The 26,557-nt window shown below is 64.0% G+C and carries 23 protein-coding genes and 2 pseudogenes; 13 read left to right on the forward strand and 12 right to left on the reverse strand.

What is annotated here, in order from left to right:
* A pseudogene (locus AC1DIO_RS32265) lies at window positions 1-322 on the forward strand (hypothetical protein); the annotation flags it as partial.
* 169 nt (window positions 323-491) lie between these two features.
* On the opposite strand, the gene AC1DIO_RS32270 reads toward AC1DIO_RS32265, so the two are convergent.
* The 7 genes and pseudogenes from AC1DIO_RS32270 to AC1DIO_RS32300 form a co-directional block, all read right to left on the reverse strand.
* A complete protein-coding gene (locus tag AC1DIO_RS32270; RefSeq protein WP_441507168.1) occupies window positions 492-878 on the reverse strand; it encodes a DUF6157 family protein in 387 nt (128 codons plus the stop codon).
* Window positions 879-1,408: 530 nt separating this feature from the next.
* Window positions 1,409-1,660 (reverse strand): hypothetical protein, encoded by a 252-nt coding sequence (locus AC1DIO_RS32275; protein ID WP_441507169.1) that lies wholly within the window; start codon window positions 1,658-1,660, stop codon window positions 1,409-1,411.
* 150 nt (window positions 1,661-1,810) lie between these two features.
* Window positions 1,811-2,461 (reverse strand): DNA oxidative demethylase AlkB, encoded by a 651-nt coding sequence (gene alkB / locus AC1DIO_RS32280; RefSeq protein WP_441507170.1) that lies wholly within the window; start codon window positions 2,459-2,461, stop codon window positions 1,811-1,813.
* 7 nt (window positions 2,462-2,468) lie between these two features.
* On the reverse strand, window positions 2,469-2,744 hold the full coding sequence (locus AC1DIO_RS32285; RefSeq protein ID WP_476854688.1) for a DNA-3-methyladenine glycosylase family protein: 276 nt from the start codon (window positions 2,742-2,744) through the stop codon (window positions 2,469-2,471).
* Between the two features lie 103 nt (window positions 2,745-2,847).
* Window positions 2,848-3,108: pseudogene (locus tag AC1DIO_RS32290) on the reverse strand (hypothetical protein); the annotation flags it as partial.
* Between the two features lie 43 nt (window positions 3,109-3,151).
* Window positions 3,152-4,261 (reverse strand): bifunctional DNA-binding transcriptional regulator/O6-methylguanine-DNA methyltransferase Ada, encoded by a 1,110-nt coding sequence (gene ada, locus AC1DIO_RS32295; protein ID WP_476776464.1) that lies wholly within the window; start codon window positions 4,259-4,261, stop codon window positions 3,152-3,154.
* Between the two features lie 268 nt (window positions 4,262-4,529).
* Window positions 4,530-4,985 carry an ester cyclase gene (locus AC1DIO_RS32300; protein ID WP_441507172.1) on the reverse strand — a complete coding sequence of 152 codons (456 nt, stop codon included), beginning with the start codon at window positions 4,983-4,985 and terminating at the stop codon, window positions 4,530-4,532.
* A 439-nt stretch (window positions 4,986-5,424) separates the two neighbouring features.
* Between AC1DIO_RS32300 and AC1DIO_RS32305 the strand changes: the two genes are divergently transcribed.
* The 7 genes from AC1DIO_RS32305 (at window position 5,425) to AC1DIO_RS32335 (ending at window position 15,750) form a co-directional block, all read left to right on the forward strand.
* The gene (locus tag AC1DIO_RS32305) at window positions 5,425-7,275 is read left to right on the forward strand and encodes an ABC transporter ATP-binding protein (RefSeq protein WP_476854684.1); all 1,851 of its coding nucleotides are present in this window, start codon (window positions 5,425-5,427) and stop codon (window positions 7,273-7,275) included.
* 343 nt (window positions 7,276-7,618) lie between these two features.
* The gene (locus tag AC1DIO_RS32310; RefSeq protein WP_476834370.1) at window positions 7,619-8,680 is read left to right on the forward strand and encodes a methyltransferase; all 1,062 of its coding nucleotides are present in this window, start codon (window positions 7,619-7,621) and stop codon (window positions 8,678-8,680) included.
* Window positions 8,681-9,234: 554 nt separating this feature from the next.
* Window positions 9,235-10,914, forward strand: a complete 1,680-nt coding sequence (locus AC1DIO_RS32315) for an FMN-binding glutamate synthase family protein (RefSeq protein ID WP_441507225.1) — start codon at window positions 9,235-9,237, stop codon at window positions 10,912-10,914.
* 216 nt (window positions 10,915-11,130) lie between these two features.
* Complete coding sequence (locus AC1DIO_RS32320) at window positions 11,131-11,304, forward strand: hypothetical protein (protein ID WP_441507176.1); 174 nt, start codon at window positions 11,131-11,133, stop codon at window positions 11,302-11,304.
* 249 nt (window positions 11,305-11,553) lie between these two features.
* Window positions 11,554-12,618 (forward strand): flagellar motor stator protein MotA, encoded by a 1,065-nt coding sequence (gene motA, locus AC1DIO_RS32325; protein ID WP_476776434.1) that lies wholly within the window; start codon window positions 11,554-11,556, stop codon window positions 12,616-12,618.
* Window positions 12,619-12,640: 22 nt separating this feature from the next.
* Complete coding sequence (locus AC1DIO_RS32330; protein WP_441493794.1) at window positions 12,641-13,513, forward strand: flagellar motor protein MotB; 873 nt, start codon at window positions 12,641-12,643, stop codon at window positions 13,511-13,513.
* Window positions 13,514-13,710: 197 nt separating this feature from the next.
* On the forward strand, window positions 13,711-15,750 hold the full coding sequence (locus AC1DIO_RS32335; RefSeq protein ID WP_476854685.1) for an ATP-dependent metallopeptidase FtsH/Yme1/Tma family protein: 2,040 nt from the start codon (window positions 13,711-13,713) through the stop codon (window positions 15,748-15,750).
* 204 nt (window positions 15,751-15,954) lie between these two features.
* On the opposite strand, the gene AC1DIO_RS32340 is transcribed toward AC1DIO_RS32335, so the two are convergent.
* Genes AC1DIO_RS32340 through AC1DIO_RS32350 form a run of 3 tightly spaced genes read right to left on the reverse strand, consistent with a single transcriptional unit; the run spans window position 15,955 to window position 18,894 of the window.
* Window positions 15,955-17,730: an MOSC domain-containing protein gene (locus AC1DIO_RS32340; protein ID WP_441493796.1), complete on the reverse strand. Its 1,776-nt coding sequence runs from the start codon at window positions 17,728-17,730 to the stop codon at window positions 15,955-15,957.
* A gap of 58 nt (window positions 17,731-17,788) precedes the next feature.
* Window positions 17,789-18,088 (reverse strand): hypothetical protein, encoded by a 300-nt coding sequence (locus AC1DIO_RS32345; protein ID WP_441507180.1) that lies wholly within the window; start codon window positions 18,086-18,088, stop codon window positions 17,789-17,791.
* The gene (locus AC1DIO_RS32350; RefSeq protein ID WP_441493798.1) at window positions 18,085-18,894 is read right to left on the reverse strand and encodes a DUF2092 domain-containing protein; all 810 of its coding nucleotides are present in this window, start codon (window positions 18,892-18,894) and stop codon (window positions 18,085-18,087) included. Before AC1DIO_RS32350 ends, AC1DIO_RS32345 begins: the two co-directional genes overlap by 4 nt.
* 555 nt (window positions 18,895-19,449) lie before the next feature.
* On the opposite strand from AC1DIO_RS32350, the gene AC1DIO_RS32355 reads away from it, so the two are divergent.
* The gene (locus AC1DIO_RS32355; protein ID WP_441493799.1) at window positions 19,450-19,896 is read left to right on the forward strand and encodes a universal stress protein; all 447 of its coding nucleotides are present in this window, start codon (window positions 19,450-19,452) and stop codon (window positions 19,894-19,896) included.
* A gap of 550 nt (window positions 19,897-20,446) precedes the next feature.
* Here AC1DIO_RS32355 and AC1DIO_RS32360 read toward each other — a convergent pair.
* Together AC1DIO_RS32360 and AC1DIO_RS32365 are read right to left on the reverse strand one after the other, a co-directional pair.
* Complete coding sequence (locus AC1DIO_RS32360; protein ID WP_441493800.1) at window positions 20,447-20,935, reverse strand: GNAT family N-acetyltransferase; 489 nt, start codon at window positions 20,933-20,935, stop codon at window positions 20,447-20,449.
* 155 nt (window positions 20,936-21,090) lie between these two features.
* Window positions 21,091-21,216, reverse strand: coding sequence for a hypothetical protein (locus AC1DIO_RS32365; protein WP_476771029.1), 126 nt, complete (start codon window positions 21,214-21,216; stop codon window positions 21,091-21,093).
* Between the two features lie 237 nt (window positions 21,217-21,453).
* On the opposite strand from AC1DIO_RS32365, the gene AC1DIO_RS32370 reads away from it, so the two are divergent.
* The 4 genes from AC1DIO_RS32370 to AC1DIO_RS32385 all read left to right on the forward strand — a co-directional run bounded on the left by AC1DIO_RS32370 (window position 21,454) and on the right by AC1DIO_RS32385 (window position 26,295).
* The gene (locus tag AC1DIO_RS32370; RefSeq protein ID WP_476854686.1) at window positions 21,454-23,505 is read left to right on the forward strand and encodes an FUSC family protein; all 2,052 of its coding nucleotides are present in this window, start codon (window positions 21,454-21,456) and stop codon (window positions 23,503-23,505) included.
* Window positions 23,502-23,711: a DUF1656 domain-containing protein gene (locus AC1DIO_RS32375; protein ID WP_441493803.1), complete on the forward strand. Its 210-nt coding sequence runs from the start codon at window positions 23,502-23,504 to the stop codon at window positions 23,709-23,711. Before AC1DIO_RS32370 ends, AC1DIO_RS32375 begins: the two co-directional genes overlap by 4 nt.
* Window positions 23,708-24,580, forward strand: coding sequence for an efflux RND transporter periplasmic adaptor subunit (locus AC1DIO_RS32380; RefSeq protein ID WP_441493804.1), 873 nt, complete (start codon window positions 23,708-23,710; stop codon window positions 24,578-24,580). Before AC1DIO_RS32375 ends, AC1DIO_RS32380 begins: the two co-directional genes overlap by 4 nt.
* A gap of 1,568 nt (window positions 24,581-26,148) precedes the next feature.
* Entirely contained in the window at window positions 26,149-26,295 is a 147-nt protein-coding gene (locus AC1DIO_RS32385; RefSeq protein ID WP_476854687.1) for a hypothetical protein, read from the forward strand.
* The last annotated feature ends 262 nt before the right edge of the window (window positions 26,296-26,557 follow it).

Raw genomic sequence — 26,557 nt, forward strand, 5'->3', positions numbered from 1 at the left:
TGTTCTCCGACACGTAGTCGTCAAGATACTCGGGAAGCAGGACACCCTGCCGACGGTCTTCAGTCTCAACGAAGCGCTTCATCTAAGCTCCCGGAGCATCACCTCCAGGAATCCTAGCCGACTCGGCTCTTTTCACACAGCCTCGGTGGCAAGCGGACCCGCACTGGGATCGTGGCTCGCGGCTGCGCTCATCGTGATCTTCAGCCTGCCATTCCTGCTCTATCGCGCCATTACGGAGGATCGCATTCTCCAGGCCGAGCTTGCAGGCTATTCGGACTACGCCGCGCGGGTCCGATGGCGGCTCGTTCCGGGCATTTGGTGAGCGTGCTCCTCACCCGGCAGCTCAGCACTATCGGAACCGAGATGAGCCACGTCCTCTTCCCAGCCCCGGGCGCAGGCAGGGAAGCTGAAACCGATGATGATGAGCGGCATAGCCATGCACATTGTCCGGTATTTGGATTGCGATGATCGGGAACAGCGGGAACGGTCCGCTAATTGCGAGATGACCGCATTCCCGGCCGCTTTTTAACCTCAGGATCGGCCAACAGGCGTGCGTATTCATCGCTTTCCACCGGCACGAGCGCCACGCGCGCCTCGGCATCATGATGCAGACCGAAACCGTATTGCTTCACCAGTGGCGAGGCGCGCAAACAGGCTTGCGGCTTGTCGAATAGCCGCGCCGCAGCATCCGCTCCTTTGCGCGCTTGCTCGACCGCCCGCAGAAGTTCGTCTGAAGTCAGTTGATAGGGCCGCGCTGCCAGCATCTCGTACTGCATCCCAGCGACTGTGCCTGGCTTTGCCGGAGGCGCGCTCAGCAGGGCCGCGCAATCCGCCGCCACGGTGATCAGCGTGGTGCGGTAGTTGGTGGAATGGCTCATCAAAGCTCTCTGGGCAGGCGCAACGTCTGTGCAGACTGTTTCACAGTCACGCTTTCCCGTCATGGGGCAGATCGGCATAGCGCTGTCGTAGCTGCTTTGGTCCGCCTGTCGCCGTTCAGTCCCCTTTCGGCCATCCGCCCTCGACCTTCGGAACGTCTGCTAATGGGTAGCCTGCCACCACACCAGCCTCTCAGGAGGATGCGCAGAGAGGCGGCTCAGCAACCCGACCCTTACGATCATTCATCTCAGGCACGCATAGCGTTTAGTGATTTTCTGAACGAATAGTCTGGTGGGCCGCAATCGGTGGGGGCATAGGCGGCGACCCGTGCCTGCGCGGAATAGCCCGCGGAGGCAAAGCGGTGGCGCCGCGGATGACTCCGCTGCTCGTTTGGCGCGCTGGCGCCTTCAGGCGCGCGATCGCCGGAACGGCTGCTTCACTTGCGTGATGGAGGAAGAGGCCGAGCGGCGTGATGCGCCTGGCCACGGGATGCAGGAAGGGTCTCGCACCGGGCGTCCGCGGACGCAGCTGGTCAGGCGAGTCTGAGGATCGTGGTCTCGGCCAGAAGATAGGTTTCCCCGGAGGGGAAGCGGACCTCGACCTCCCCGGTTTCGAGCAACTCCCAGACTGCGAAACCGCCGGCCACGAGTTGGCCGATATGGCTCATGACAAGCGCCTTGTCCGGGTCGTCCTTCGCAAGCGCGACGAGCGCGCCAATCGCGTCCTCCGTCCCAGGGAGTCTGCGCCGGCTCGTCCTGGCGTTGAAACCGCCGCTCGAAAACATCGCGAAAACGTCCTCGTATCGGTCCCCGAGCGCGCCAGGCTGCAGCAACCTGACGGCTACAGATCGACCCGTCGAATGATCATCCAGTGGCTCACAAGGCTATCCCGGCATCACGCCGATCATGGCCGGCAACGGAAATCCAGGATCGCGCTACAACGCGCCGCGGAACGTCAGATTGATACGCATGCGCCCGACGGTTCCGTGAACGCCATCCTTCAGCTCGGGAACACCGTGATAGAACAGGCGAGATGGTCCGCCCCACACGGCGACATCGCCGTGCCGAAGCGCATATTTCTTCACCGGGTCGTTTCGCTTCAGGCCGCCGAACTGGAATGTCGCGGGCAAGCCGAGCGAGACCGAGACGATCGGATTGGCGAAATCGCGCTCGTTCCTGTCCTGATGAAGAGAAAGCCGGGCGCCTGGCTCGTAGCGATTGATCAGGCAGGCATCAGGTCGAAAATCAGGATAACCGGCGCGTGCGGCGGCCGTGATCGCGAGCTCGAGGAAGCAATCCGGCATGGGTGGCCACGGGCGCCCGGTCTCGGGATCGTTGCGATCATAGCGATAGCCGGTCCGGTCCGTGACCCATCCAGCCGCCCCGCAATTGGTCATGGCCACGGACATGACGAAGCCCCCGGGCGTGACCATGTGCCGGAAGGGGGCCTGTTCGGTGATATCAGCCAGGGCGCTGAGCAAGTCCGCCTCGAAGGGCAGCGCGGCGCCACGCAGCAGCATCGCGCCGTCGGCCATGATCTCGGTCGATGGTTCCTGCGTATCGAGCGTTTCAAACAAATCGAGCATGACGGGCCTATTTCAACGTGTTTCCGCGCTCGCGCGGCATTCGCCAGAGATACCAGGAGGCGACCGTGCGATGGGGCGCCCAGGCCTTCGAGATCTCGCGCAATGCCCTGGGCTTGGGCTGCTCATCAAGCGATTTCAGCGCGCGGTAGCCTTCGCGAACCCCGAAATCGTCTGCCGGAAGGATGTCCATACGCTCCAGCGAGTACATCAGCAGCATCTCGACCGTCCAACGGCCGACGCCCTTGATGGCAATCATGCGGGCGATGATATCTTCGTCGTCCATCTGGATTGCGATATCGCGCGCAGGGATCACGCCCGTCGTCGCCTTCCGCAATGGCCTTGATGGTTGCGATCTTGCTGGCGGAGAAGCCGCAGGCTCGCAGTGCATCGAATTCCGCCGCAATGAGATCCTCAGGGTTCGGAAAGGCCTGGCCATCAAAGAGCGCCTTGAGGCGGCCGATGATCGCGTCCCCGGCTTTGGCCGTCAGCTGCTGATAGGCGATGGCGCGCACCAGCGCTTCATAGGGCTCGCGGGCGGCCTTGGGATCGTGCCGGCATGGGCCAACCCGGGCAATTAGCCTGGCCCAGTCCTCGTCGAGCTTCGTCAGGAAGACGACCGAGTCATCGTAGCGCGCAAAGAAATTCATCGAGGACCAATCTTGTCAGGCATTCGGCGGGGCGGCCGCAGGCTTACGCCGTCCGGGCAGCCTCGCGATCGAGAAGGGTTCGCTTGCGCTCGACACCCCAGGCATAGCCCGAGAGCGCTCCGTCATTGCGCACGACACGATGGCAGGGGATCGCTACAGCCAGGGTGTTCGCTGCGCATGCGCCAGCCACGGCGCGCACCGAGTTCGGTGATCCGATGCGGCGAGCGATCTCTGAATAGGACACCCTCGCTCCGACCGGAATCTCCTGCAGGGCCCGCCAGACGCGACGCTGGAATGCGGTGCCGCGGACATCGAGCGGAAGATCGAGGCCGAGGCCGGGATTCTCGACGAACCCGACGACGCGAGAGATCAACGCCTCGTATTCGCGATCCGCACCGATCAGGCGGGCCCTGGGAAACCTGTCCTGAAGATCCCGGAGGAGTTCATCGGGATCGTCGCCGAGCAGGATCGAGGCGACGCCCTTCTTGCTCGACGCGACCAGAAGCGCCCCAAGCGACGTCTGCCCGATGGCGAACCTGATCTCCTCATTGGCTCCGCCGGCGCGAAATCGTGACGGGGTCATGCCGAGCATCCCGGTCGACTTCTCGTAGAAGCGGCCGCTTGAATTGAAGCCCGCGTCATAGATCGCCTCGGTCACGCTATGGCCGGCGCGGAGACCCTCGCGGACCTTCCTGGAGCGATCTGCCGCAGCATAATCCTTCGGGGTCAGGCCGGTCGTCGCCTTGAAGATGCGGTGGAAATAACCGGGACTGCGCCCAACCGCGAGGGAAAGAGCCTCCAGCGACGGTTCCTCCTCGCTATCCTCGATGATCCGACAAGCCTTGGCGACCAGGGTGGCGTTCCCGGCCTCTGACGACACTCCGTCGGGGTTGCAGCGCTTGCAGGGGCGAAAACCCGTCGCTCGCGCGCGCTCCAGCGTCTCGTGAAGCGTGACGTTATTCGGATTGGCCGTCCGCGATGGGCAAGACGGGCGGCAATACACTCCTGTCGTCGAGACGCTGTACCAGAGCTGCCCGTCAGCGGTCTTGTCGCGAGCGACGATGCGCGCCCAGCGCGGGTCGTCCGCGACCGTGAGGGGAAATGCGCTTTGCCTGGCGCTGTGCCTGGGCGTGAGCTTTGCGAAGATGGTCATTGTTGTCATCTCGGAACATCCTGGCCCGACCGTGCACCTGATCGACGTTCGCGACACTCCGATCCTTGCTTTCAAATCGGATGTCTCCCACCCGATTTCTGCAATGGATGCGCCGCGCCCATCCGCGAGCGCCAAGAAATCCGAGATCGCCAAGAAAACCGCGAGCGGGCCAGGCCCGGCACAAAGAGGCCCGCACAATCATGTGCAGGCCTCTCGGTGGTGGTGCCGATGACAGGCCGCGCCGCCCGCAGGCTCGGCACGATCGGGATCAGGCAGCCGTGACGAGGCCGAGCTGCGTCATGGCGGTGAGCCCGTCGTCCAGGCCGATCTCCTCGACGATCTTGCCGTCCACCACCTTCAGGACCGTCGTGCCGGTGAAATGCATCTTGCGGCCGGTGGCGGCGGGAAGGGCCTCATAGCCGACCAGGAAATCGTCGAAGGCCGCCCCCGTATGCGTGCCGCCGCCTTCCCACTGGCCGACGACATAGTCGCCCTCGGCGATCAGGTCGGCGGTGCCCCAGAAGTTGAGGTCCGGAAACGCCGCCCGGAAGTCGGTCATGAAGGCCTTGATGTCGGCGCGGCCGCGGCGAGGCTCGTGCAGCGAATACTTCAGGAGCATATCGGGCGCCGCGATCTCATCGATCACAGCAAGATTGACGTCCTTGCCCCAGAATTCGGTGAACCAACGGCCGACGACGGCCTTGTTGTCATCTGCTTTGCTCATAGGAAAACATCCTTCCATCAGCGTTCTTTCGGCCAGCGATGTCGTTCGTCGACCTGAGCAAAGGGATACGGGGGGCGGATCGGGACAAAACTCCGATTCATGACGTCGAATCCAAACAACGGAATGAGCCTCGTTCGAAGCCTTGCTGGCCGCGGCCATTGCGCGATGAGATCACGCCCCCGAACGGGGCTCGGTACGGCGAGTTGGTCGATCCGCAGTTCGTCTACAAGGACCAACGCATCGATCATGGCCAAGCCGAGGGGGAGGCGGGTCTTTGCCTCCCGGATCAAGGCGATGTCGCGGTGAGAGTCGCGCAAGCCACATCCCGCTTCATCGCCAGACCGCATCCGCTGTAGCGAGACTGGTTTGGCAGATCCGAGCGCTTTGACGGCGACCATTCGAGGTTGCAAGGGCGGCGCCGCAGCAATCATAAGGAACGATGTTCAACTTCTTCGATTCACTTGTTGATTCGACAGCATCGCCTCCGGGCGAGCCTCCCAGCGGACTGCGAACGTTCTATTGGCACTTCGTCCGCCAGGCGAAGGGCCTGTTCGCAGCGCTGTTCGTGGTCGGCTTTGTGCTCGCCGTCCTTGAGGCCGTGGTGCCTTATCTGATTGGGCGCCTCGTCTCGATCCTGTCATCGGTCCCACGCGAGCGCGTTTTCGACGCTGCCGGCCAGCTTCTTCTGGTCATGGCGGCGATCGTGCTCGTCGTCCGGCCGCTGGGCACGATCCTGTTTCGCCTGCTCGTGAACCACTCGATCGCCGTCTCTTTCACGACGCTGGTTCACTGGCAGAATTACTGGCACGTCGTGCGCCAGCCGCTTTCCTTCTTTCATGACGACTTCGCCGGGCGGTTGGCCAGCCGGGTCATGCAGACGGCCCGGCCGCTGCGAGAGAGTATCGTCTCCTTCGTGCGCGCGGTCTGGCAGATCCTGGTTTTCGGCGCGACCGCGATCGGTCTTCTCGGCACGCAGGACATTCGCCTCGCCGCGCCGATGTTGGTCTGGTTTCTGCTCTACGGTGCACTCCTCGCCTACACGTTGCCGAAGGTGCAGGTCCGGTCGCGCGAGACCTCGGAGACGCGCTCCGCCATCGCCGGCAAGGTCGTCGACACGTTCACCAACATCATGACGGTCAAGCTGTTCGGGCGCCGGACCGATGATGACACCTATGTGCGCGACGGCTTCCTGCGCTTCCAGGCCGCTTTCGCCCGCCAGCAACGGCTCAATACCGTCTATGTCTTCTGCCTGGTCTGCCTCAACGCGATCCTGCTGGTGACGACCGGCGGGATCGGCGTCTGGCTTTTCTCCGAGGGCCGGGTCGACGCGGGCACGTTGACGACCGCCCTTCTTCTGACAACCCAGATCATCGCCATGTCGGGTTGGGTGGCATTCGAAATTGCGGGCATTTTCKAGAATATCGGCATCGTGCAGGAAGGAATGAAGACGATCGCGCAGCCGCTGAGCCAGCTCGACAAGCCTGACGCGCGTCCGCTCGAGGCTCCCCATGGAGAGATCCGTTTCGAGGATCTGCATTTTCACTACATGAAGCCGCACCGCGTGGTGGAGGGGCTATCCTTGACCGTTGGCGCCGGCGAAAAGGTCGGTCTGGTCGGGCGCTCGGGCGCGGGCAAGTCCACGCTCGTCAATCTGCTGCTCCGCTTCTATGAGCCGCAATCGGGCCGAATTCTGATCGACGGCCAGGATATCGCCTGCGTCACCGAGGAGTCGCTGCGCGCACGGATCGCGCTGGTGGCTCAGGATTCGTCGCTGTTGCATCGCTCGATCGGCGAGAACATCCTTTACGCCCGCCAGGATGCCGATGAGTGKATGATGCGTGACGCGGCCCGGAAGGCGCAGGCGGACGGCTTCATCGAGACGCTGGTGGACGGCAAGGGGCGCCATGGATACGAGGCCTTCGTCGGCGAGCGCGGCGTCAAGCTCTCCGGCGGGCAGCGCCAGCGCATCGCGATCGCGCGGGTGATCCTGAAGGACGCCCCGATTCTCCTGCTTGACGAGGCGACGTCATCGCTCGACTCGCAGGTCGAGGCCGCGATCCAGGATGCGCTCGCGGATCTGATGCGCGGGAAGACCGTCATCGCGATCGCGCATCGCCTCTCGACGCTGCAACTCATGGACCGCCTTGTGGTCATGGATGGCGGGCGCATTGCCGAGCAGGGCTCCCATGCGGAATTGCTCGATCGCGGCGGGCTCTACGCCGACCTCTGGGCGCATCAATCGGGAGGCTTCATCGTGCCGCCACGCCCGCAGGGTTCTCGGACGCCGTAAGGTCGTCGAGCACACTCATTCGGCGGCTCTCGTCATCGAGGCAGCGAGGCCGATTGCGAGCTCAAGGCCGCCGATGATGCGCCCCCGTCGTTCCCACCGCGCTGGAACCGCAGCAGATCGCGAACCCGTCTGCCTCCCCGAAGGCATGGTTCAACCTCATCAATGTCGTGCCGGCATTGGCCGGCCGTGATATCCTGGATTATTCGATCGGACATCGCATCCGATCCGATGATCTCATCTTTTGTGCTTGCATCGGCTCTGCCCCGAAGACCGCAATCCACATTTCGGGCCGATGCTTCAGTGTTGCGCCACCAGTCCATCCTCGGCCTCTCGGGAGAGCACCATGGACGACACGCCCCACGCCGCATCGACCCTTGCGCCTCCCGCGGCAGCGCAGGAGCCTCCCCCGCATGTCACGCTGATCCAGATGGCGACGGCCGCCTGGGTCTCGCGTCTGGTCTACGCAGCCGCGAGGCTGGACCTCGCCGACCACCTGGCCACCGGCCCTCGCAGTGCCGAGGAGCTGGCCGGCCCGCTGCGGCTCCATGCGCCCTCGCTCCATCGCTTCATGCGCTGCCTCGCCAGCCTGGGCCTGCTTGCCGAGCAGGCCGGCCAGCGCTTTGCCCTGACGGCGCTGGGGGAGGCGCTGAAGACGGGCGCGCCCGGTTCGGCGCGGGCCACCATCCTCACCGCCGGCAGCCCCTGGTTCGCGGGGGCCTTCGACGACATCGCCTATTCCTTGCAGACCGGCAGGACCGCGTTCGAGAAGGCGCAGGGCGTGCCGGTCTTCGACTATCTCGGCCAGCATCCGGACGAGGCCTCGCTCTTCAGCGAGACGATGGTCGGCTTCCACGGCCGGGAGCCGCCCGCTGTCGCGGAGGCCTATGACTTTTCGGCCTTCGGCACCGTCGTCGACGTCGGCGGCGCCACCGGMAACCTGATCGCGGCGATCCTGGCGCGGCACGAGGGGCCGCGCGGCATCCTGTTCGACCGGCCCCATGTGGTGGCCGACGCGCCGGCCCTGCTGGCGGAACGGGGCGTGCAGGCGCGCGTGGCGATCGAGCCAGGCAACTTCTTCGAGACGGTTCCCGCCGGCGGCGACGCTTATGTGCTGTCCCACGTCATCCACGACTGGAGCGAGGAGCAGTGCCTCACCATCCTGCGCCATGTCCGCAAGGCCATGCAGCCCGACGGACGGCTGCTGCTGGTGGAGATGGTGCTGCCCGCCGGCGACACGCCCCATCCCGGCAAGGTGCTCGACATGGTGATGCTGGTGCTGCCCGGCGGCCAGGAGCGAACGGAGGAGGAATACCGCCAGCTCCTCGCCAAGGCCGGCTTCCGCCTGACGCGGGTGATCCCCACCAGCTCCGACGTGAGCATCGTCGAAGCGGTGCAGGGGGCGTAATCAGGGATGCGCTTGATTGGTGAGCGCCTTTGATCGTCATGGCTTCGGTCCGGCCTGTCCGGAAGACGGTGCGCTTCGAGAAACAGCCGATGGTTACGGCCGGTGTCACCCCACCGCGGCAGCGCGGCACGGAAAGCCTCGTCCGTCCGTAGCGCTTGGCGCTGCATCAGAATTGCGCCAGGTCCGGACGTTGGGGCCTTGCCAGGAAGCTGACGTCCGTGGCGCATCGTCACGCCTCGCGGCATCCCAACACGCGCTCGGCCCGTCGGCACGCAGTACGCTTCGTCAAACTCTACGCCAACTGAACCAGGCGGAGGGTGTTCTTGAGCTTCGCAGCGAAACTCTCGGAACGCTGTTCACAGACCTGCCGAATCCTGCCCGCGTGGCAGAGCCAAGCTGTGTGGCGCGCGGTCGATCAGGAGGGCTATATTCGGGATGAGATCGTCCAGATTCGGTCTCGAAGAAGAGGACGGCGCCGTTTGCCGCCGTCTCTTCAGGAAACCCCGAATTTCCCGCGTTCAACGTACACCGACCACGCATTGCGTCAGGACATCATGCTAAAAAATGCTCTGCTGAATCAACGCTATGCGGTATTTGTCCTTGCCATGCTCGCTCTTGCCGCCTCGCTTGCCGGGGGGCTCGCCTATAGCGGGTGGCTGCTTGTCCCGGCGGTGATTGCGGGCGCGCTGGTCCTTCTGGGCGTTCATGATATGCGCCAGCACAAGCATTCGATTCTGCGCAACTATCCAGTGATCGGGCATCTGCGCTTTCTGATGGAAAGCATCCGGCCGGAAATCCGGCAATACATCATCGAAAGCGACCATGACGAAGTTCCGTTCAGCCGGCAGGACCGCGCCCTGGTCTACCGGCGCGCCAAGGGCGACGAGGACAAGCTGCCTTTTGGCACCTCTGAGAACGTCTACGGTTCCGGCTATGCGTGGTTGACCCATTCGGCCGCGCCGACGGCCATTGTCGACACCGATTTTCGCGTCCGGATCGGCGGACCTGCCTGCAGGCATCCCTACGAGGCCAGCATCTACAACATCTCGGCCATGAGTTTCGGCTCGCTCTCTGCCAACGCCATTCTGGCGCTCAACACTGGCGCGAGGAAGGGCGGCTTCGCACATGACACCGGCGAAGGCAGCATCAGCCGCTATCATCGGCAAGGCGGCGGGGACCTGATTTTCCAAGTGGCGTCGGGCTATTTCGGCTGCCGCAACGAAGATGGCAGCTTCTCTCCCGAACGTTTTGCGGAACTGGCTGCTGATCCGCAGATCAAGATGATCGAAATCAAACTCAGCCAAGGCGCCAAACCGGGTCATGGCGGCATGCTGCCAGCTTCCAAGATCTCACCCGAGATCGCCGAGGCGCGAGGCATTGCGATGGGCGTAGACTGCATATCGCCTGTGGCCCACAGCACCTTTTCCACCCCGACGGGGCTGATGCAATTCGTCGGTGAACTGCGCGAGCTTTCCGGCGGCAAGCCGGTCGGCCTCAAGCTTTGCATCGGCCATCGCCGCGAATTCATGAGTATGGTCAAGGCCATGCTCAACACCGGCATCGTACCCGATTTCATTGTMGTGGACGGCGCGGAGGGTGGCACTGGCGCCGCTCCCGTCGAATTCGCCAACCGCGTCGGCATGCCGATGCTGGAAGGGCTGACCTTCGTCCACAACACGCTGCGGGGCGCCGGCATCCGCGATCAGGTCAGGATCGGGGCGGCTGGCAAGATCGTGTCAGCCTTCGACATCGCCCGCACGCTCGCGCTCGGGGCGGACTGGTGCAACGCGGCGCGCGGCTTCATGTTCGCAATCGGCTGCATCCAGGCCCAGTCTTGCCACACCAATCGCTGCCCAGTCGGTATCGCGACACAGGACCAGCGCCGCCAGAGCGCGATAGATGTCGGCGACAAAAGCGACCGCGTCGCGCGCTTTCATCGCAACACCATGCACGCGCTCGGCGAAATCGCGGGTGCGGCGGGCCTCAGCCATCCCAGCGACTTCATGCCCTATCACTTCATGTTCAGACAGAAGGACAACGAGTTCCTCGATGGCAACGAGGCCTTCCCCTATCTGCCGGAGGGATTTCTGCTGGGCGGAAACGAGTTTCCGGAGCTMGCCGATTGGTACAGCCGCTGGGATCGCGCCAGTTCCGACAGTTTTGCTCCGCCGGAGATTCCACATGGTCCGTTCCAAACGCGTCGGACCGCGAGGGCGATGGTGGGCGTCGCATAATCGCCACGACGTGCCGCTTGTGCGACCAGGGGATGACCAGCGACAAATGCTGCCAGACGCGACGTCTCGGAACCCGGCCGGTGGTCATTCCGTGCGGGGTCGGTCCGGACGCTGGGGGAGGCGCTGAAGACGGGCGCGCCCGGTTCGGCGCGGGCCACCATCCTTACCGCCGGCAGCCCCTGGTTCGCGGGGGCCTTCGACGACATCGCCTATTCCTTGCAGAGCGGCAGGACGGCGTTCGAGAAGGCGCAGGGCGTGCCGGTCTTCGACTATCTCGGCCGGCATCCGGACGAGGCCTCGCTGTTCAGCGAGACGATGATCGGGTTCCACGGCCGGGAGCCGCCCGTCGTCGCGGAGGCCTATGACTTTTCTTCGCGCCCGCTATGGTGATCACCGGCCTATCGGCCCGTTCCAGCAACTCGCAAGCGCAGCGCATCCTCAGCGTCGTCAGCCATTCATGCGGGCTCATGCCGGTCGCCAGTGAGAACGAGGTGCAGAGATGGAAGCGGCTGAGCTGGACCAGTCCGGCTCGTTCGTCGAGGCCACGCGCGTCATCCTCGGCCTCGCCGCGCCACAGCAAAGCGGCGTAGCGTGGATGATCCCGGGAAACGGTCCCCTTTTGGACGCCGATCACCAGGATTGGCGGAGACTCATTGCAGCCCGATTTTCTCCCCTGGGCCTACCCTGCCGCCCCAAGCCTCAAGCCGTAGCCGGAGCACGACGCTTACAAACCTGCGGGCGAATGGCTGTAAACTCGCCCTTAACCTCGATCGGTCAATTCGCTGGACTAGTAGTGAATTAGCGCAGGCTGCACCTGCTGCGGCGCAGGGAAGCAGATCTATGCGGCTGATCGTCGGCACAATCATCGTCCTTGTCTGCGTCTTCGGCGGCTATGCGGCGATGGGCGGCAAACTCCTCGTCCTTTGGCAGCCGTTCGAATTTGTTATCATCCTCGGTGCAGCGGTCGGTGCCTTCATCATCGGCAACACCGCGCCGGTGCTCAAGGCCGTGCCCGCCATGTTCGGCACGCTCATGAAGGGCTCCAAGTACAAGCCGGAAGCCTATGTCGAACTGCTGGCGATGCAGTATTCCTTGTACAAGCTTGCGAAGCAGAAGGGCCTGCTCGCGGTCGAGCAGCACATTGAAGATCCGAGCGAGTCGACGCTGTTCAACGCCTTCCCGACTTTTGCAGCGAACCATCATGCGGTCGAGTTCGTCTGCGACTACATGCGCATGTTGACGATGGGTGCCGACAACGTCCACGAGATGGACGCTCTCATGGACGAGGAACTGGAAACGCACCACCAGGAGCAGGAGCGCATCGTTGCGGCCATGCAGTCGATCGCCGACGGGACACCAGCGCTCGGCATCGTCGCCGCCGTTCTCGGCGTGATCAAGACGATGGGGTCGATCACCGAGCCGCCGGAGGTGCTGGGACATCTGATCGGCGGCGCGCTCGTAGGCACCTTCTTCGGCGTCTTCGTCGCCTACGGCTTCTTCGGGCCCATGGCGCAGTCGCTCAGGAGCATCTTCGAGGCGGAATCCAAGTACTACCTTTCACTCAAGGCGGGCCTCCTCGCCCATATCAGCGGCCAGCCGCCGGTGATGGCGGTAGAATTTGCTCGCAAGGCTCTGATGAGCGACGTCCGCCCGACCTTCAGCGAAGTGGAAGCGGCAACCGCCGATCTGCCCGCCAACATCTGACCCAATCTCCAGTAGGGACTCGATGGCCAAGCCCGCCCAGCCGATTATCATCAAGAAGGTCAAGAAGGCCGCTCATGCGCACCATGGCGGGGCCTGGAAGATCGCCTATGCGGACTTCGTGACCGCCATGATGGCGTTCTTTCTGCTGATGTGGCTGATCAGCATGACGACGCAGGAGCAGAAGATCGGCCTGGCGGAATACTTCACGCCGGGGGCTGTGAGTGCGAGCACCAGTGGCGCTGGCGGCGTCCTGATGGGTACCGCCCTGGACAAGTCGGGCAACAGGTCGTCGGCGCCCCGCGACGCGGCGAGGGGCATCACGGAGCAGGAGGACGGAGCGCGCCGGACCAGCTCGGGCCGCGCCAGCGACCGCGAAGTCAGCCGCCCGGCCGCCGGCGCGCAGGCCCAGCACAGCGCCGTAGCCAGCCTCCGGCAGGCGCTCCAGAACATGCCCGAAATAGCCGAGCTGTCGCGCAACATCGTGATCGAGCCGACCAAGGAGGGCTTGAACGTTTCCCTCGCGGACGAGCTCGGCCGGTCCATGTTCCCCGAGGGCTCGGTCGACCCCCACGAGCGCACCCGTCGCGTGCTGGTGGCGCTCGCGCCCACCCTGCGCGGACTGCCCAACCAACTGTCTGTCACGGGCCACACGGCCGCCGCGCGCCCGGGCTCGGTGCGGGCCGTCGATTCCTGGAGCCTCTCCGCCGGGCGCGCGCTCGCCGTGCGCGGGATCCTGTCGGGTGCCGGGCTCCCCAACGACCGCTTCGCTTCCGTGGTGGGACGCGCCGACACCGAGCCGGTCTTCCCCGACAATCCCTACATCGCGCCGAACCAACGGGTGACGATCACGCTGCTCAGTGCGGAGCCGCCGCTGCCCCCGAACGTCTTTCGCTGACGACAAGGCGCCTCGGCCGCCTGAGAGTCCGGTTGAGATTGAGCTCAGTCGCTGACACGACGTAAGAGGCTGACAATTGCGACGTGGATTGGCACATAACCGAGACGCCCTTGGCTGACGTTGTGGACGTCAGCTAAGGGCCTCCTTTGCCTATTGCCGAGCGCGCCAGCCAGACTGCCCGAAAGTAAACTCCCTGGATGCCGGCAAAGGGCCAGCCCAGGCCTGCCCAGCGACCTGCCAGCCCGACCCCCACCGAAGTCGCAGGCGCCTGGTCCATTTGCGGCATTGCGCTGACGCGGACGCGTCGCTTCAGGCACTGTCCGAAGCTCGGGGAGAGGCTCGGCCATCTCCGAGCCCCAATCTTAAGGATAAAATTAACGAGTTGTTTACTCTTTCCCGAGGCGTGCGACGCTCGTCAGGGTCGATTCAAAGTCCGGGCTCACATGCTTCATCTTCTCCGCGTCCTCACCCTCGCGCTCGTGCTGGGCACGCCGGTGCTCGCATCGGCGGCCCCCGAATATCGACCGGCCGAGATCTCGTTTGCCGAGACGCTGAAGCTCGCCGAGGCCGGTCAGCTGAAGAGCGTCCGGCTCCTCGATGATCGCCAGGCGCGGGTGACGACGATGGATGGCCGCACGGCCGTCATTCGGACGCCGGTGTCTCAGGCCTGGGCGATAGATCTGGCAAAGAGCGGCACGGACGTGGAATTCGGCAGTCCCGAGGTCAGTGCGCTCAGCCTGTCATTGGGGATTTTCGGGCTGGTGGCGCAAGTCCTGGTGCTGGCCCTGATCGTTGGAATGGCCGTCTGGTTGCTCCGCACTGTCCGCAGCAAGTCGAAGATCGGTGAGTTCATCAAACCTGGCGACCCGAAATCGTTCACCCGGTTCGATCACGTCGCGGGAGCTGACGAGGGCAAGCAGGCTCTCCGGGACATCGTGGCTTATCTGAAGGACCCGTCGAAGTTCGAAGCCGTTGGTGCTCGGGCAAGGAGCGGGGTTCTGCTCGAAGGTGATCCAGGTAACGGCAAGACTCTGCTGGCCAAGGCGGTGGMGGGCGAGGCTGGCGTTCCCTTTCTTTCGGTCTCCGGCTCTGCTTTCCAGGAGATGTTTGCCGGTGTGGGCGCCGCACGCGTGCGCTCGATCTTCAAACAGCTGCGCAAACGCGCTCCCTGCATTCTCTTCATCGACGAGATCGACTCGGTGGGAAAGCGGCGCTCCGATGGCTCGAGCTCGGTGGAAAACGATTCCGCCAACACGCTCAACGAGCTGCTGACCCAGCTTGACGGGCTCGGGTCCTCCGCGGGCATCGTCATCATTGGCGCGACCAACCGCATTGATGTCCTTGACCCGGCGCTGGTGAGGGCCGGGCGCTTTGATCTGCACATCACTGTGCCGGCACCCGACCAGATGGCCCGTGAGCGGATCCTTTTGGTTTCGGCGCGCGACGTCGAGATCGCCGCAGACGTCGATTTCGCGACGGTCGCACGCGGAACACCCGGTTTCTCGGGAGCCGATCTGGCGACCCTGGTGAATGAGGCTGCATTGCGTGCCGGCAAGCGCGGCGACCATCAGGTCAGGATGGCGGATTTCGAGGACGCGCGTGACGCCAAACTGCTCGGCGGCGACCAGCGCCACGGCCTGATGATCGATCCGGGCGAGATGGAAACGATCATCGTGCATGAAGCAGGGCACGCATTGGCCAACGTCCTGCAGCCGGAATGCGACCCGATCCACAAAGGCACCGTGGCTCCCCGCGGACGCTCGCTTGGGCATATCGCCATGCTGCCGCTGAAGGACCGTGTGCTGCTCCGCAAGTCGAAGCTGAAGGCCGAACTGATCGTCACGATGGCGGGCCGGGCTGCCGAGGAAATCAAGTTTGGCGATGACGCCATCACGAGCGGGGCTGCCGCGGACATCCACGAGGCGACCAAGATAGCCCGTGATATGATCACCCGCTTTGGCATGGGCTCGACGATGGCCAGCCGTGTCGACGGCGGCAGCGCGTTTTCGGCCCGACCGATCTCGGAGAATTCAAAGCAGCGCGTCGATGACGAAGTCGAAGAACTGCTGCGCGAATGCTACGCGGCGGCTCTCACGCTGCTGCGCGCCCATGAGCCTGCCCTGGATGCACTCTCCGCGCGTTTCCGGGAGCAGGACACGCTCTCCGGCGACGAGATCAGACAGATCGTCAAAGACACCATCGAGATGGCCAGTTTGAGCACAAGCCAGGCTGCCTGAAGCATCGGCCCGAAAAGTGGATTGCGGTTTTCGGGGCAAAGCATGCAATCACAGATGATCCAGCATGGTCGTCGCGCCGCGCGCCCTGATTGCGCGCGGCCCGGGAAATCCCGTTCGTCCCGACTGCCGACTGCCGGTTGCCCTGGTTGCGAACACCCAATCTTTGCCGTCCGGCCAGGATCGGAAAGCGGATACTCAGTTCCGTCACAGATCGATGACGACATCGCCCAGAGGCTGGGAACAGCAGATCAGCACATTGACGCCGGCTGGTGGATCGATCGGCTCGGGCCGGTAGGCCACTTTCCCAGCCACAAGCCCGGTTTCACAGGAGTGGCAGACCCCCGTTCGGCAAGACCACCGCGTGGGGATGTCGCAGGCTTCGGCAAGCTCCAGAAGGCTCTGAAACGCCGGCCCCCAAGGGACGCTCAAGCCGCTCCGGGCGAACGAAACCATCGGCCCCGCAGCGGAAGGCCCAGGAGGCAGGTGCGGCGGCAAGTGCGGCGGCCGCTGCGGCGAGGCGACGATTCCCGGGTTATTCGACGGACCTGCGCCGAACCGCTCAGTATGGATACGGTCTTCAGCGATGCCCCAGGCTGCAAGGCCTGCGGTCAGGTTGCTCATGAAGGCCGACGGCCCGCAGATAAAGAAGTCGGCATTGCGCGGGACGTCCAGATCCCGAAGCACCCCGATGTCCAAACGTCCATAAGCATCGAAATCCACGCCCGGCCGGTCCTCGGGATCGGGCGCGCTGTAGCGTATGTGGCGGTGGCCGTGGGCCAGGGCTTCGAGCAGGGTTCGGGTCTCCTGAGCAAAAGGGTGCTCACGGCCGCGGCGGGCCCCGTGCAGCCACCAGACGTCCCGTGGCGATGCTTCGGCCGCCAATGCGTGGAGCATCGACAGGACGGGAGTCGCCCCCACCCCCGCACTTAGGAGGACAACGGGGCTATCGTCCAACCGAAGCGTGAAGTTGCCTCGTGGCGCGCTCACGTCCAGCACGTCGCCAATCTGCACCGCTTCGTCGATATAGGTGCCCGCCACGCCGTGCGGTTCCCGCTTTACGCTGACGCGATAGTTGCGGTCGCTGGGTTCGCCCGACAAGGAGTAGCTGCGCATCAGCGCCGGCGCGACCGGGGCCGGCCTCAGGCGCAGCACGACAAACTGACCGGGAAGAGCAGCCGTCAGGGGCTGTTCATCTACGGGCTCAAGCGCCAGAGAGATCACGCCGCCGCTCTCGCGAATCTTGCGCGACACCCGCAGCGGGCGGAAACCCGCCCATGCTGGCGGCGGCCCGGACACCGGAGCGAGCCCGGCATTTCCCGTCGTCGCGCTGCTGCTCTGCTCTTGCGCGAGCAGCGCCTGGAAGGATGCGCGCCAGCCTGCGCTCAGTGCGGGGATGCGCAGCGCCCGCTCGATCAGGCTGCTGGGGTGACCGGGCCTATAGAGCAGCGCATCGATCTCGGCGACGGTGATCCGCTCGGCGCCGATTCCGACCTGGACGATCTCATCGCCCGCTTCGACCTGGCCTTCCTCCAGAACACGCAGATAGAAACCGGGCCTGCCACGCGCCACTAGCAGCGCGGCCAATTGCGGCTCGTTCATGCGAAGACCGACCCGGTAGCAAGTGACGCGCGGCTGCGTCACTTCGAACAGGGCGCTGCCGATCCTGTAACGGTCGCCAATGCAGACCTCACCATCCGGCAAGCCATCGACCGTGAAATTTTCTCCGAACTGTCCATAGGAGAAGTCGTCCCGGCCCAGCTCAGCTTGCCAAAAGCGATAGGAGTCCAATTGGTAGACCAAAACAGCCCGGTGCTCGCCGCCGTGCCCGGCAAGGTCTCCTTGCCCATCCCCATCGATGTTGAGCCGACGTACCGCGCGCGGGCCCTGAACCGGACTTTTCCAAACGGCGGTGTGGACGGTCTTGCCCTGCCACGGAATGTCGCGTGGCAGGCCCACATTGACCGAAAGCAAGCGAGCCATCACTAAGCCGCCGCCCTGGTGGAAGCCGCGATCGATACGCCTCCGGAGAGCAGGCCGACTACGGACATTGGTAGACGATCTGGCCGTAGGAGTTCACGACCTGCTGGCAGCCTGGKGCGTAATAATAGGCCCCAGCCGCCGCGGCTCCGGCGGCCCCGTAGGCGGCGCTCCTGCGGGTGGTCCGGCGGGCCACGCCGGCGTAACTCATCGGCGTCAACGGTCGCCCGACCCTCGCCTCCGCCTGACTGGTGAACGCGGCCGATGGAACGGAGATGTCTCCGCTCCAGAGCAGGGCAGCGCCGCCGGCCAGCACTGCGAGCGCGGCGCGGGACATGAATTTCAAGGCTGACTTGTTCATTTCTGACCTCCGGGAACGACGCCGGCTGGAATTTCGTCAATGTCTTTGAGCAAGGTGATCGCAACGCCGCTGGCGCCTTCCGGCGGCTTGAAAGCGAACGCATCCGGTGCCGGGCTGACGCCGGTCTTCCAATCCCTGAGCCGCAGCGTGTACTGGGGCGCGGCACCAACGGCCTTGCTCGTGATGACGTATTTGCACGGCAGCGGCCGGTCACCGACCTCGACCCAGAGCTGCCAGTCGGTGTCCAGATTGCGGAAGGCGAGATGTTCGCATTCGACGCCCCCGACGATGCCGCGGCCGAGATGCTTGGCCTCCAGCACCCCKGCCATCAGCGCGTCGTAGGGCTTCGACAGAAGAAGGTCCGCCCCTGGAATTTCGAGCAGGGTTTCGTTTCGGAGCTTGTCGACCACGGTGTCGAAGGAACCGACGGCGGGAACCTGTGCGAACCGGTTGCCGCCGCGGTCAAAGACCGTCACGTTTGAACCGTCTGAGATCAGTTCGACATCGGCATAGCCGCCGGTCCGGCTGATGCGAAATTTGTTCGGGCGGCTCATGGTGACCTCACCCGAGGCGCTGAACTGGATCTTCTCAACGGCAGGCGTCACCACCTCGACGTCGGCATCGAACTTCACGGACAGGTTCTCCTGGCGGCTGAGATAGTCCGCCATCCCCTTCACGATGCTCCGGGCGTCGTCCTCCGCCGAGGCGACAGGCGCCGCAACACCTGTCACGGCCATCGCGGCGAGAAGGCCGAGCGCGGACCTCAAAAGCGCGGCGCGCGGATGCAAACGGATCCTTCGGTTCATTGCGTGATCCTCCCTGGCTTTCCTCGGGAGCGAACCAGCGGAGACCAGGCCTGCTTCGTCCCATTGGATCAACAGCCCCGCAGGGGCACTTTAATCCTTCGCGAACACCATGAACACCGGGCTTGACCGATGACAGTCTCCTCGGCGTTCAGGCTGCTGTCGCCGACGAGCTTCCGGCTCGAAGGTCAGGCCCGTTGCTCCAGGGCTCCTCGCGCGTGAATTCGAAATGGCATCGGCCTGAATGGCGCGAGTTGCCGGGCGGCTGCCATGCGAGCACAACGACCGAGAGGGGCGGGGAGCTGACATTCGCCGGACCACGTCGGCCGTTCGCGCGGCGACGTGCTGCGCCATCGCGTGCGCACCCGGTAAGGTCTGGAACCACAACGCCTGTTGGCCGGCCTGGCGCAACCGGCGTCGCGCACAGGCCGAGGCCGCTGGCGGCCTGCGGGATCTGCTTAGGCACATCAGCGCGATCGTCACGACGCTCGGCAGCGTATGCTTGTCTTCGGATCACTGTCATCCAGAATGCCAATGCGATTGCTGACGGAGAGACAAATGTACAAACACATTCTCATCGCAACAGACGGCTCCGAACTTGCTCGCAAGGGACTTGAACATGGCCTGGCCCTCGCCAAGCCGCTCGGGGCGAAAGTCACCGTTCTGACCGTGTCGGAGCCCCTGAGCCCGGACATGGCACGCGCAGCCCGACTTAGCGGCGTCGGTGATCCCATCGGGGGCTACGACCACCAGATTGATGCGCTGATGAAGGAACGATTTGCGTCCATCGAACAACACGCGTCCAAACACGGCGTTACGGTGGATCTGGAGCACGAAATTGATGATTCGCCTGCCGAGGCAATYGTCCGATCGGCCAAGCTCAATGGCTGTGATCTTATCGTCATGTCCTCTCATGGCCGGCGTGGTGTGCAGAAGGTCTTGCTCGGCAGTCAGACATCAGAGGTTCTGGCGAGGACGACAATCCCTGTTCTGGTGATCCGGTAGTCGCTGATCTCTTCCGGCTTGTGACGCTTCTTCGGTATGGCGGTCCTCCTGTCTGACACAAGACATCCTTCAGGGGGGACCAACTCAGCGGGGGTGGAGCACGCGACGCGTGGCACGATCTGTCCGGTGCGGGGCTCCGAGCCAGTCCTCGCGGCACCGTCGTCCCGCGGAGGAGGGAGCGTCCCCTGCGATGACGCCCGCATCTCGTTGCGGAAGCTTCGCTGGCTATGTCAGCCGCGGCATTCCTCGAGGTCGAGATCGAGTTTGCTGCCCTGCAGGAACGCCTCCGGCCAGGCCGAGGTTCACACTGTCCCCTTCCAAGAGCCAACACTGGTGGGATGGCCACATGAGTTTATGGTCGCTGCCCGTGTACGGCTGCCTCGGGCTGCCGAAGCGGACGTGACGCAAAAGCCCGCCGGATCGCTCCGGCGGGTTTGCTGTCAGGCTCCGAGCGCGATCGCTCGTCCCCATCGACAGGGCAGGGCGTCAGCCCCGGCGGACGTTCCAGAACAGCGGGGAGGACGCCGTCAGGATGTCCTGGGGTGCCCGTTCACCGATCCACGAGCGAAAGGACGACTTCGATCTCCTCGTCGAACATTCCGCCGGTGGGAGAAAAGCCGAGCTTTTCATAGAATGCCTGCGGGCTGCCCGGCCCAAGGCCAAAGCTCGTGTAAAGTTCTCTGATACCCCGCGATCGGAGGCGCGCAGCGATCTTGGAGATTGCCTGCTTTCCAAAGCCGCGGTTCTGAAAAGGCCTGGCGATCATGAAACGCCACAAGTAAGGGCCAGGGCAGTCGATCCCATCGTCCCAATCCGATCCTTCGTGCACCATCACGAAACCGATCAAGACATCACCCGCATAAACTCCACGGAACCAAGCCGATTCCGAACAGAATCCTTCTGCAATCGACGACCCGTTGTCCGCGACAAAATCCCTCTGTTCTTCGGGCAGGGTCTCGCTCAGTTCACAAATTTCAGAGACATTTGCAGACGTGACCCGTCGAAACGTCACCTCCGCATCACTTGGGGGGATTGTCATATTCGAATTTCCTACACTGTCGATAGTAATCGTAGTAATTTCGGCTCGCTATCAAATGTCTAAATCGAAATCAAGAGAATATGATCACGAACTACGTCCTGTTTTTGGCTCCTTTGGTGTTTTTGTATTAACGCCCTCTAGGGAAGGTTGAGTTGTTAATCTGTCTCTTCGAGGAGCTGTTTCGCGCGTGCGGCATTGGGCTTGGTGATTGGCAGATTGCGATCGAGCCCGAAGATATTCGGCGTCACCAGCTGTCCGACGGGTTTGCCGAAGCCTTCCATGGCGATCTCGGCGCGCCCGATTGGTGATGGAGGAACCGGGCCAGTTCGTGTGAAAAATGCTCCAGCCGCCGCGCTCAACCGGTTCCCTGGAGGTGCGGCGCTGGACGACGGTGTCCAAGTCCAAGGTCTGCACGTCGACATCCGCGCCGAGCGGCCGGATCCTGAATGCGCAGCTCGACTTGCGGTCCGTCGATCATTGGGCAACCATGCCAACGCGACGCCCTCAGAGACCGGAACATGCCCCCGGACAGGCCCTTCCTGGTCAGACACGCGGACCTGATCTTCGCGCTCAAGACCTTCGGCGCCGCCATACTCGCCTTCGTCATCGCGCTGTGGATCGATCTCCCGCGCCCATCCTGGGCCATGGCCACCGTCTACATCACCTCGCAGCCCCTCGCCGGAGGGACGAGCGCGAAGGCGATCTACCGCCTGCTCGGGACTGTGATCGGCGCTGTCGCCGCCATGGCCATGGTGCCGAGCCTCGTCAACGTACCGGAACTGCTGTGTCTGGCGATCGCGTTATGGGTCGGCCTCTGCCTTTGCCTTGCGCTGCTGGACGGGACGGCACGCAGTTACGCTTTCCTTCTGTCGGGCTATACGGCTGCGATCATCGCCTTTCCGTCCGTCTCGGATCCCGGCAGCATCTTCGACACCGCGATCGCGCGCGTTCAGGAAATCTCGCTGGGCATCATCTGCGCTGCGGTCATCTCCGGGACGGTATTCCCGCAGAGCAGCGGCACGGTCATCTCCGAGCGGCTCGATTACTGGCTCGCGACCGCGGCCAAGCTGTCGCGGGAGGCCCTCGCCGGCAGCGGGGTCGGCCAGGAGCAGCATTTGCAGCGGCTCCTGAGGGAAGCAGTCGAGATCGAAGCCATGGAGAGCCACCTCGATCATGACCGGCTGACCGACATCGAGGCCGCGCGTGGATTGCGCATTCTCCGGCGGCACATGCTGATGCTCGTGCCGATCCTTGCCTCGATCAACGACCGGATCGCGGCACTCGGTCCCCGGTTGCGCGACGATGAACCCGATCTCGCCCGGCTCTTCGAGCGCCTGTCTGCATGGATCGCCGACGACGGCTCCGTCACGCAACCGACGCTCGAACTGTCGTTGGAGATCGAGGCCCGTCGCCTTGGGCTCTCCACCGACTCGAGCTGGGACCAGGTCCTGATCGTCAGTCTGCTGATCCGCCTGCTGGAACTCGCCGATCTCTTGCAGGACTGCCGCTTGCTCCGCTCCGCGATCGACGAAGGCCGGGATCCCTCCCGTGTCACCCTTCGGTTCGATCCGGAGGCAGGGGCCGAGGTCGCCCGGCATCGCGATCCCATGCTCGCCATCTGGTCGGCAGCCGCCACGGCCATAGCAATCCTGCTTTGCTGCGCATTCTGGATCGGCACCGGTTGGCACGATGGCGCCTCCGCCCCGATGATGGCTGCGGTGGCATGCTCGATCTTCGCCTCCCGGGACGACCCGGCGATCGGCATGCGCAGTTTCGGGGGATGGGCGGTCGTCGCCATCATCGTCGCCGGAATTTACCTGTTCGCGTTGCTCCCGCGGATCTCGGACATTGAGGTGGTCGTCGTGGCCCTGGCGCCGACGCTCGTCTTGTTCGGTTATCTGATCGCGCGGCCCTCGACGACGGCGATAGGCACCGCGCTCGCCGTCAACTTCGCGACGATGCTGGCGCTGCAATCCACCTATCAGGCGGACTTCGCGGCGTTCGTCAATTCGGCGATCGCCTTCGTGTTGGGCATATCCGCCGCCATTGCGGTGATGCGGACGCTGCGCTCGATCCGCACGGAATGGATCGTGGCTCGCCTCCTGCGGAAGGGCTGGGTCGCGCTCGCCCTGGMGGCGGAACATCGCGGTAAGCGCGACCGGGCCAATTTCGTCGGCGCCATGCTCGCCCGCCTCGACCAGCTCGTGCAGCGGCTCGCCGCCATTCCTGAAATCGAGCGACGCGACGTCGAGAACCTCGGCCAATTGCGGGTCGGTCTCAACATCATCGACCTGCGCCGCGCGCGTCATCAGCTCTCGGAGAACACCGTCCGGGCGATCGACGGCTTGCTCGACAGGCTGGCCGCCACGTTCCGCGCCTATCCGGGAGGGGCGATGCCCGAGAGCCTGCTCGCCGATATCGACACCACATTGACCGCAGTCGTCGACGATCCCGGTGCCGGGGCCAAGGAAGACGCCCTGATCGGGCTTGTCGGCATCAGGCGCGGATTGTTCCCGCAAGCACCGCCCTATATGCCTCAGTCCCCGGTGATCGCGATGCAACTCGCATGAGAACGGACCTCGACATCTTCGGCGTCTATGTTCCCTCGCTGCTGCTGGGGTTCGTGATCGCGTATGTCCTGTCGGCGCTGCTCTCGCGGTTGTTCCGCCGGATCGGCCTCTATCAACACGTCTGGCATCGGGCGTTGTTCGATCTGGCCGTCTTCGCCTGCCTCCTTGGCATGGTCGTCTTTCTCTCTTCGGGGATTCTGGCGTGAAAGACCTGCTTGCGTCATACGGCCGCTACGCGATCACGGGCATCGCCGTACTCGCTGCCATCGTGGTCGGACACTGGCTCTGGGGCTACTACATGGACGCCCCCTGGACGCGGGATGGTCGTGTCCGAGCCGATATCGTGGTGGTGGCGCCCGACGTATCGGGTTTCGTGACCGAGGTTCTCGTCCGCGACAACCAGCCGGTCAAACGCGGCGACCCGCTGTTTCGGATCGACCGCGCGCGGTTCGAGCTGGCGCGGCAACAGGCCGAAGCCGTTGTCGCCGGCCGGAAGGCGTCGCTGGAACAGGCGAACCTCGACTTCGACCGCTATCACACGTTGAGCGCCGACGCTGTGTCCCGGCAGCGGCAGGAGGAGGTGCGGGCGACACAGCTCGTGGCCAAGGCGGCCCATGAACAGGCCGTGGCCGATCTCGGTGTCGCCCAGCTCAATCTCGACCGCAGCGAGGTACGCGCCTCCGTCAACGGCGTCATCACCAATATGGACCTGCGTCCGGGCAGTTTCGTCAGCACCGGCAAGGGCGTCATGGCGCTGGTCGATACCGATACGTTGCGCGTAGAGGGCTATTTCGAGGAGACGAGGCTCTCGCGCATCCATGTCGGCGATCCGGCTTCGATCCTCCTGATGGGCGACGGCACCCGCCTGACCGGTCGCGTCGAAAGCATCGCGGCCGGCATCTACGATCGCGACCGCGGGGCGGGCAGCAATCTGCTCGCCGACGTCAATCCGACCTTCAACTGGGTGCGGCTGGCGCAGCGCGTGCCGGTGCGCATTGCACTCGACGAAGTCCCACCCGGCACGCTTCTCGTGTCGGGCCGAACCGCCACGGTCGAAATCCGCTCCGCGAGGTAGCTACCGTTTGATGCGGCATCGACGGGCCAGGACCGCGATGCTTCGGATGGTGCTCGTCTCACTGCCGCTGAGGCGGAGATGGGCGCCTATGTCTCGGCGGCGGCGCACCCGGCCGACGTGGCGTGGGTGGCCCTTGCATGAATTCCGCGGCCATCCCGTCGAGACCCCGCGCGGTMCTCGGCAGTAGAGAAGAGCCGCATCGTGCCGGAAGGCGTGCGCGGCGATCGGAGCATCGCCGAGCACTGTCGGCGCGAGACATGCTCTGCGAGCGAACCCGAGGTTCGTCTCGCCGCGTGTTGGTCCGCCAATGTGATCAAGCGCATTTAAGCCAGAAGCGGGAAGGGCGATAACTCTCGGTATCGGATTATCGGAAGGACCAGACCGATGGCCTTCAGGACCGCGTTCGCGCATCAGGACAACACGCGAGACGTCAGTGTCTCGATCATGTCTCTCATCCCTGCCTTTGTTGCCGTCGGCTCGCTTGTCGGTGACATGTCTCTCATGGCTCCGGGCATGCTTCACATGTTGCCGAGTGGTTGCTTGGCCTCATTCTGCGGTATTTCTACTTCTCTGTTCCTTGCGTCTCGTGACATGGATTTAGATTGTATCTCGAGGTGTTTTAGTTTCGAGGTCGGTTATTTTATGAAGCCAATCCGAAGACTGCGGACCATCTGTTCGACTGGAGTTTTTTGCGCTCGGAACGTTGGGGTCCATCGGGATGAGCCTGGGCATCAGCTCCTGAGGTTTCAGCTTCGCCCCGGTGGCGGCGACAACCCGCGCGCTTTACCGGCCGTCATTGTCATGGTTTCCCGCACCCAGAAATGAGGCGAAATCCGATGCTGCTGCGTGGAATCGCCGTTTTCACATCCTTTCCCCTAGCTCTGGCGGCTGCCGAATTCGGATCAACCGAAAACGGCTCCAAGTGGGTCCCTCGGCTTGGCGACGTGGTTCCTCGTTCGATCCGGGTCGTGGGCCTCGACGGCGAGGCTCGATCCTTGCCTTTTGGCATGGTGATCGTCGATGGGCGAATTGTCGTACTGGTGAAGGCAGGCACGAGGGAGATTGTCGACATCACATCGGATGAGCCAGTCGGTGCGCCTCCGCTCCCAAGGAACCCTTCAGCGCCGCTCCGGCCACGCGGCGAGCGGTTTCAATAGGACACGGGCCTCGGCGCACATTCCCAGGAACATGATCGCCGCTAGCCGCGGGGGGCAACTTTCCGTGTGTGCGGGGCAAGACAGCCAAGTGCGAGCGTGCGCCGATAGCGGGCGGGAAGCACCGCAGCGGCGATTTCGTTCGGTCAGTCGGTTTTCACTCGAAACCTCTGGCGAAAAACCCCGTAGACACCAGTTTGGGAGAGCCCTGGCGCTACGGGGTCTCCTGCACCCGGCAGTGTCACCCAGGGGAGGGGTGCCGGGGAGCCTTGGATTAGTGCCGGCCTATCCGCTACCCCCACCTCCTGCCGCCGAAGATTGTCATGGCAAGGTCGTGCAATGCCGCATGGTGCTGACGATAGGCAGCCTGGTCAAGCGCTGCGCTGGACATCGTCCAGCAGCTTTTGCCCGGAGATGGAGACGCTGACGGCGCAATGGCTGGCCAGCACCGACGAGGCCCAGGCGCACGGTGCCCCAGTCCATCGTCTGCACGTCGACATTCAGGCCGAGCCGCTCGGCGCCATKAGCGGGCTCTGGCTTCCGGCCCGAAAGCAGAGCTGAAGCCAGCGACGGTGACACGTCCGAAACGACCCATTCCCGGCGTTTGGAGCGTCCGCTCTTGGGTCGGTCGACTCGCGAGAGGCCAAGCTCGCGGACTTGGCGCGGAAGTTTTACCCAATCAGGATTTCGTGGCGGCGAGGTCGCCCCCGATGACAAGGAGGGGTTGAGCTCGGGCTTTCACGGCTCGGACGAGTTCGCAGCCGGATTCCGGCTCAAGTGAAAGCAGCCCTGAAATGCAAAATGCCCGCCGTGAGGCGGGCAT

The organism is Allobosea sp. 05T439 (assembly GCF_056396005.1).